This is a genomic window from Heliobacterium chlorum (assembly GCF_014502795.1).
GTDB lineage: Bacteria > Bacillota > Desulfitobacteriia > Heliobacteriales > Heliobacteriaceae > Heliobacterium > Heliobacterium chlorum.
Genome location: NZ_JACVHF010000054.1, coordinates 1 through 7,400, shown reverse-complemented (window position 1 = coordinate 7,400; position 7,400 = coordinate 1). Strand labels below are relative to the sequence as shown.

Sequence of the window (7,400 nt, the reverse complement as noted above, 5' to 3'; positions counted from 1 at the left end):
GGCGGCAGGAACCTGATGTACTATATTTTACAAGCCGCTACTGCTATCATTCTCATTTTAGCAGCTAATACTGCTTTTGCTGGTGCTCCAATCATGGCCGCTAAACTGGCGACGGAAGGATATATTCCTCGAATTTTTGCTTTGCGAGGAGATCGTCTTGTATTCCATAATGGTATTTTACTCCTTTGTGCGGGTGCAATCGCTTTAGTCGTTATTTTCCATGCCTCTGTTCATTCTCTTATACCCTTATACGCTGTCGGTGTTTTTCTAGCCTTTACAATTGCTCAAGCAGGTATGGTCGTTCGATGGAATACCTTAAAGCCTCAAGGTTACAAGGCAAATGCGTTAGTTAATGGTATTGGTAGTACAGTAACTGGAATCGTTACCATCGTCATTGCGTCAACCAAATTTATGACTGGTGCGTGGCTAGTACTAATCGCAATACCCTTGTTGGTGTTACTATTCAAGAAAATCAAAAAGCATTATTCCGACATATCGCATCAATTATCCTCACAGAATCAGGCCCCTTATTATGTCGTTAAGAATCACATTCTGATTCCCATGTCGTCTTTATCGAAACCAGCACTCAATGCACTGGAATTTGCTAAATCAATGTCAAACGAAGATACGGACATAACAATCGTCCATGTTTCCTCAAATCCAGAAACAGCAGAGAAGCTAAGGAATAAACTCAAGGAAAAACAAATCAGCTTTGAATTAGTGGTAGTGGAATCGCCTTATAGGGAATTGATTGGCCCCTTTGTCAACTATATTGATAACTTGGAAAAAGAATTAAAGCCAGGCGAAGTAATCACAGTTATTGTCCCTGAGTTCGTTACACACACTTGGTGGCACTATTTATTGCATAACCAAACCGGTTTTCTTCTACGAACTGTATTGCTTCTAAAAAAGAACACTATTGTGGCTTCAGTACCCTATCACTTAAAAGGTATGTAACCGTCATTGCAGTTTGGATTTGACCCTAACGTGACGCCTACCGGGGTTTGAAGAGTTAAAAGTTGAGGAAATAATTAAGGCCAGGATGAGAAGTCCTGGCTTTTTTGCGTGTGTTTATCAGATCTTTGGAACTGAAACGTAACTATCCCGGGTACTTCTATTTAATCCTCATCGAATGACCAATAAATTGGGATTAAGTTTCTTGTGCCAGAATGTCTTGCCCCTTTTGAAGTGTTACATGACTCACATAAAATTTGAAAATTAGTCGGGTCGTTGTTCCCTCCTAACTCTAGAGGAATTATGTGATCATAATGAATCTTACTACCAGCATTTAGAAGTCTCGTTAAGTCTATGCCGCATAATTGGCATCTTCCTTTGTCCCGAAAGAAAACGCCGTCCTTTAACCATTGGGGTAAATATTGGCGTCTTAAAACGACACCATCTTTGGACAAAAGATCAGGGTAATCTGTTTTTTTCATATCAAAAATAATTCTTGCAATATCCTCATTAAATGCCCTAACAAGTCTTTTATCATTAAATAAAAGTGTAAATGTTTCGTTTACTATTCTGGGTGTAAGTTTTTTATACTCCTCAACTAAATTACAATAACTTTCATCGCTTTCATCTTCCAAAGTATAGTTAATTCCATAGTGATCAAGTCCTTTAATTACCTCTTCAATAACGTAATCATAACCGGTTTTGTCTATAGCGTAATCTAGATAAAATTCGTGCCAATAAGCTATGTAATCATGAAGCAATGTTTGTTTATGAGGTATTAATATTTTCTGTTGAAATTTACTATCAGAGCTATCAAATAAATCAGATGGATAATGTTCATTTATATTCTCATATACATCTAAATACACTTGAGATGCTAAACGAAACGCACTTTCAAACTGGAAATCGGAAAAACTCATATAAATCTCCCCTATATGTGGTATTTATGATTTTTATTTTACGTTCAATACCTCGCCCTATAATCCGGGCACTGCCTCGCATTTGGTCTGGCGGAATGATGGCAGGCTCTATCGTAGTCGTAGGCACAGATGTCGCATAAAAACTTGGTTTTTGGCTTAAATGGATACAGGTTTGAGGAATTGCTTTTTCTCGATTTAGGGTAACTGTTTTTCTCAGATGAAGAACCCTTGAGAACATACCATAAGCCGAAAATCACTAGTAGTACGATAATTACTTCCACAGAAACCCCCTCCCGTCTGAGTTAATTCGACGGGAGATTTTCTTTTCCTGGAAAAATATTTCGACGAGTTTCGACAGGACCAATAACTTCGACAATTTTTTTATTTACCGACTTCCCATCTATGTCCACATTTTAGGCATATAATTACTGTTTTTTTACTGCCTACAAGACCACCTAATAAACCAACGGGGCCTAACAGTATTCCACCTATAGCTGCTTTTCCTAATCCAAAACCTTTATCCCCGACTGATACTTGACTTGAACCACACTTTTTACACTTTACTGTATGTTTTTCTCTTTCTATCTCTTCTTCTGCTGCTGCTTTCATTCTTTTAACCGCTTCTATGTGAGATGTAATTAACTCTTGGGCTTTATTTCCTTCCTCGCTTAAATAGCCGTCAATTGAAGTATGTTTATATTTACACTTTTGGCATTCATATGTATCATTTATGTAAATGTTCGTGTCAACTATAGTAACTTCATTTTTATCAAAGCGATGAAAGGCCCCACAATCACATCTTGCAAAGACGCTTCTATCATTACTTCCTTCAAACTTCATATAAATAATCCTCCCGTACATATTAATAAGAATTGCAGTCTTAACACCCTAAATTTTCAATGGTTATTATTACCTAGATTCTTCGAAGATAATCAGTTTCCTGCTAAGGACAACTAAGATATTACTTTTATAACCAAGAGTGATGCTGCCATAGCAGCCCCTATTTCCACCCCAAAACTTGAGCAAAGAAAAAGCGTTTGTTGGTAAGAAGCCAAACGCTAAATCATTGTATCGTTGATTTTGATTTGTGGCTAGATAGTCCCAACGTCTCTAAAACAACTTTGAACCCGTATCCCGTCAGCCCCCATTCCCGACAGATATAATCATCGCCTAACTTCTCCCGCCACTTCGGCAGCAGTTGGACATGTTGCTCGTACTTCATCCGATCAAACACATCAAAGGGTACTAAGTCCTCAAATAATGAGTATGTGATCAATGGCCCTGGCCGTCGGTAGTCTCGCTTGGCCTTGCCCGACATCCGATCGGACGGCATGACAATGCTGCCGACACGGCCCAGTCGGGAGGCACGGCACGGATGCCGGAGGCTGTGGTTTTCTTTTCTTTCACGTCGGTGAAAAACAGACGTTCAATGTCGGTATCAACTGTGGGCATCTCTTCTCCCCTTTCGGACAGTTTGACTTATCCGTACTCTATTTTGCCCGATAATAAACTGAATGAAGCGTGAGCCTTTCTTCGTGGGGCCACGCTTTTTCTTTTCTAAAGCATTCCCAATATATCGGCGGGTGTACGGTTCTTCGGTTTACTTGTTCCTCGAACTTCAATCGGCAATACACTTCCCGGAGTTGGTCAACTTCACGAGATACGAGGATGGCCTGATTTAATTCTACGGGCCAGCAGAAGTCGGGAGGCTTCGTGGCGTTTCTTATGGATTAATTTGAGAAGTTTATCTGCTTCTCATTTCATCGGCAAGAATTCACTACCTTCCAACATCGATGTGGCGAGGGAGATTTCCTTCTTTTTACAAGTTAGTATTTTACCAGCCTAACCCACCTGCCAATTTGAGAATAAAACTAGAATAATAAAATTATTTTCACCACATTTTTGTTTTTTATGGTAAAATATTTTTATAGTATTCTTCCAAGGAGGTTATTGGACGTGTTGAACGAAGGTTCTAATGTTAGGTATGCCAGGATATTTATGAAACAATCTAACGTAGACAAAGATGATATTGATAATGTGTTATTAAAAGCAAAAGAAACAGTCGAAAAAGTAAATCAAAATCAAGGTCGAAAGACTGGGCTTATTTTTGGTAGAGTGCAAAGTGGAAAAACAAATAGTATTATTAGCACTATGGCTCTAATGATGGATAATAAGTATAGAGCTTTTATATTGCTTGTTTCTAACGACAATTCATTGAATAGTCAAACAGTTAAGCGGTTAAAAGATTCTAAGTTAAAATTCGAAGTAATAGATAAAACACAACTTCACGTAGACGTTGAGAGTTATCTTCAGAATAAACGAAACGTAGTAATTGTTTGTCCAAAAAACGTTAATTATCTTACAGCTCTTAATAAAAAACTACGTGAAATCAAAAGTGACCTTAATTGGATAATATTTGATGATGAAGCAGATCAGGCAAGTTTAAACAATAATATTAATAGCCAGGAAGAATCGCCATCCAGGATTAATGGTCTAATTGATAGTTTAATCGATTGTTCTCAAATTAAAGCATACATTCAAGTTACGGCCACACCGCAAGCTATTCTATTGCAAAATGTAGGATCTAAATTTTTTCCTGATTTCATTACCATTCTTGAACCCGGTACCGGTTATATAGGTGCCAACGAGTTGTTTGGAAGTGAATCTAGCCCTTACTTAAAACCTATTAAAGATGACCATATGTTTAATGGAGATGTTCACAGAGACAAAGATCTTACGATCGAAACGGCTAATAGTATCATTGACTCACTTTTAAGTTTTATAATCGCTGCCTCAATAAAAACCATTAAAGAGGAAGAAAGCACATTTACCTATATGGCTCATGTAGGGAGAGAAAAAGAAGGACACCATCTTTTTAAGAAGTACGTAAAGCAATTATTAAGCATAATCAATAATTCATTGAATAATATTAACATATCAGAATACTCCAAATTAAAAGAGTTGGTAGACGAGAGATTTGGCATTATTTATAATGACTTCAAACAAAGTGTTATAGATATCCCACCATACGAGGATGTTTATGCGGAGGCATCAGAACTAATAAACGATGACTTTTTTGTTCAAGTAGTTAATTCTGACGAGAGTAAAGATATATTATATGACGCTCGAATCAACTTCCTAGTTGGAGGGGATAGACTTAGTAGAGGAATTACCATTAAAAATTTAGTTACGACATATTATAGCCGTTGTTCCAGTGCACCTAAGATGGATACTATGGGACAGCATGCTAGAATGTTTGGTTATAGAGAATCGGTTCTCGATGTAATGCGAATATTTATATCCGAAAGTCTGTGTGATAACTTTCTAAAAATTACTCGAGCTGAAAACGAGCTCCGAAAAATGATAATAGACAATAAGAGTACCCATATTAGTATTCCGGTTGGTAAAGGTATTTTACCAACTAAAGGAACAGTTTATGACACCAGTCAAATTTTCGGTTTACGGGGTGGCATATCATATAACCCTAGATATCCTAAACATAAAAATGTGTCCTCTATAACTAACGAATTAAATGAAAAGTTAATCGACTATGTTGGTTCAGGTTCTAATAAGCCAATAAAAGTCGAAATTAATTTTATATTAGGTATATTGGAGATTATGAAGTCTTCTTATGAAAGATTTGTTGAATTAATAGAACCTCTAATCAAAGGTATGAAGGAAACATATCCACATGGATTTGTAATCGTAAGGGTCGATCGTGATATCAAAATGTTAGAAGACGGTTCAATTAGTACTATACTCTCTGAAGATGACAGAAAGCTTGCTGTGGAAGACCATCCGACATTATATATTTATAGAATATCTGGCAGTTTCGAAAAAGGATGGGAAGGCGAGAATTTCTGGATTCCGATTTTTAGATTTCCAAACAACTATGACTATTTATTGAACATCTCTCATATTGAACAAATAATTAGCTAGGTATAGGAGAGCGTGGTTGAACACGCTCTCCTAATTTTTTAAGATTAACATACCTCTATGTCAAAACCTCAACGTTTCCCCTCCCTAGTTTTTACGAAGATTGTTCTTAGCAAGCCTCTTTTTAGACGGTTCTAATATCTATTGACTTCCTCCCTCACTAGAGCGATGATGTCACTGCGGCAACCGCCCACCAAGGAGGAATGAATATCGAGCAATAACCGGCCCCAACAAAAATTAAAAATTTAATTCCGCAAATGATTTTTCACCGTTGAAATAAACACGACACGCATTTGTTTCAGATGACTCAATAATGGCCTAGTGCATGATGGGCCGGATAATAAGGAGTGGTTTTATCGGGTGATGGGCTGGGTTCCTTCAGTTAAAGACAGCGAAGAATCAAACTCGAGTTCAGCAGAGGAGGTCTACCTAACTGGAATATCGGTCCGCCAACACTCTCAACCAGAGGGAGGTCGATAGATGGGCCATTGAGTTGACCGGTTCTTTGATTACTGCAAACGGGAAGCGTAGCTTCACAGTTGGGCGGGGGTTAGATAGTGGATAAACGATGGCAACGTAACCTGCAAATTATTCTAAGTAAATATAGTCTTTAGAACGTCTTGCAGGTTTACCGATCGGCAATCCGGGTGGGCCAACTATGCGACACCACTTAGCGAAGTCCGGCCACGTTACCGGAACCCACGGTCATGGCAGTCTTGAACTTCGCCTTTACCGCAGAGAAGCCAGTCTGCCCATAAAACCAACAGGCAACTTTGCCGATAATTATGGAGGCCATTTTGCCTCTACGACCAACAACGAAGTCCGCCATCCAGACATAAGGATACGTCCGACCACTTATCAAGCGAGGGTTCTCTAACCTTAGACCGTCGCTTATTTGGCGTGGGCTTTTTTAATTATCAAAGAGCGAAAGAGCCCCCGTTGCCGGGGGACTAAGTTGGCATTAATCTGCTTGTTCGGGATTATTCATGTTCTCATTGAGCTTCTCGATGTTCAGGTTTAACCGGGCCAGTTGTTCGGCGATGGTGGCCAGGGATTCAGCGAGTTTGGGAACGTCCCTTTCATAGAACTTCCTGCCCATGCCGGTTTGAAAAAACTCTGTCATTCTGTTATCCTCCCTGCTTTTGTTGCGAAGCAGGTACAGCTTATCTAGGGGGCGTCTTAAAGTAAAGTTAAGTTTGGTAGAGGACGGTCAAGCGATCCCCTTCCCCTAATCTCAACCCTGAAGCGAAACAAGATAAGCCCCGACCATTAGGAACAGTCCCCCTATCCATCTGATCGTGGGCACATACTCCGAAAACACCAGCCAACCAACGATAATGCCAAGAAAATGAATGAGCCCTTGAGCCGGGAAAGCTGTGCTAAATGGGACCATTGTTAGCAACTTGAACCATACTGGCAAAGCAAGAGTAAGTAACACCACGCCACCAAGGATACCGGGGGACGTGGCGGCTTTGAGTACGTTCGCAAACTCAAAACCGCCCAGTCGGTCTAGCTCCAATCGGATAAGGGTCTGTCCCGCTAAAATTAGTGAGATGTTCAATAACAGCAGCAACCATGCTTTTAGGCTCA

The 7,400-nt window shown here is 39.3% G+C and carries 8 protein-coding genes; 3 read left to right on the top strand and 5 right to left on the bottom strand.

The window, feature by feature from the left end; all coding sequences use genetic code 11:
• Window positions 1-957 (top strand): amino acid permease (locus H1S01_RS19415; protein WP_188042039.1); only part of this gene is annotated, 957 nt, incomplete at its 5' end.
• A gap of 161 nt (window positions 958-1,118) precedes the next feature.
• Here the strand turns inward: H1S01_RS19415 and H1S01_RS19410 are convergent.
• The 3 genes from H1S01_RS19410 to H1S01_RS19400 form a co-directional block, all read right to left on the bottom strand.
• Complete coding sequence (locus tag H1S01_RS19410; RefSeq protein WP_188042038.1) at window positions 1,119-1,874, bottom strand: HNH endonuclease; 756 nt, start codon at window positions 1,872-1,874, stop codon at window positions 1,119-1,121.
• Between the two features lie 381 nt (window positions 1,875-2,255).
• Window positions 2,256-2,714 (bottom strand): hypothetical protein, encoded by a 459-nt coding sequence (locus tag H1S01_RS19405; RefSeq protein ID WP_188042037.1) that lies wholly within the window; start codon window positions 2,712-2,714, stop codon window positions 2,256-2,258.
• A gap of 223 nt (window positions 2,715-2,937) precedes the next feature.
• A complete protein-coding gene (locus H1S01_RS19400; protein ID WP_188042036.1) occupies window positions 2,938-3,207 on the bottom strand; it encodes a hypothetical protein in 270 nt (89 codons plus the stop codon).
• A 623-nt stretch (window positions 3,208-3,830) separates the two neighbouring features.
• On the opposite strand from H1S01_RS19400, the gene H1S01_RS19395 reads away from it, so the two are divergent.
• Entirely contained in the window at window positions 3,831-5,813 is a 1,983-nt protein-coding gene (locus H1S01_RS19395; RefSeq protein WP_188042035.1) for a Z1 domain-containing protein, read from the top strand.
• A gap of 655 nt (window positions 5,814-6,468) precedes the next feature.
• Window positions 6,469-6,687: a hypothetical protein gene (locus H1S01_RS19390; protein ID WP_188042034.1), complete on the top strand. Its 219-nt coding sequence runs from the start codon at window positions 6,469-6,471 to the stop codon at window positions 6,685-6,687.
• 84 nt (window positions 6,688-6,771) lie between these two features.
• Here the strand turns inward: H1S01_RS19390 and H1S01_RS19385 are convergent, their stop codons facing one another.
• Window positions 6,772-6,933 carry a hypothetical protein gene (locus H1S01_RS19385; protein WP_188042033.1) on the bottom strand — a complete coding sequence of 54 codons (162 nt, stop codon included), beginning with the start codon at window positions 6,931-6,933 and terminating at the stop codon, window positions 6,772-6,774.
• Between the two features lie 111 nt (window positions 6,934-7,044).
• Window positions 7,045-7,400: hypothetical protein (locus H1S01_RS21235; RefSeq protein ID WP_207732425.1), on the bottom strand; the 356-nt coding region annotated here is incomplete at its 5' end.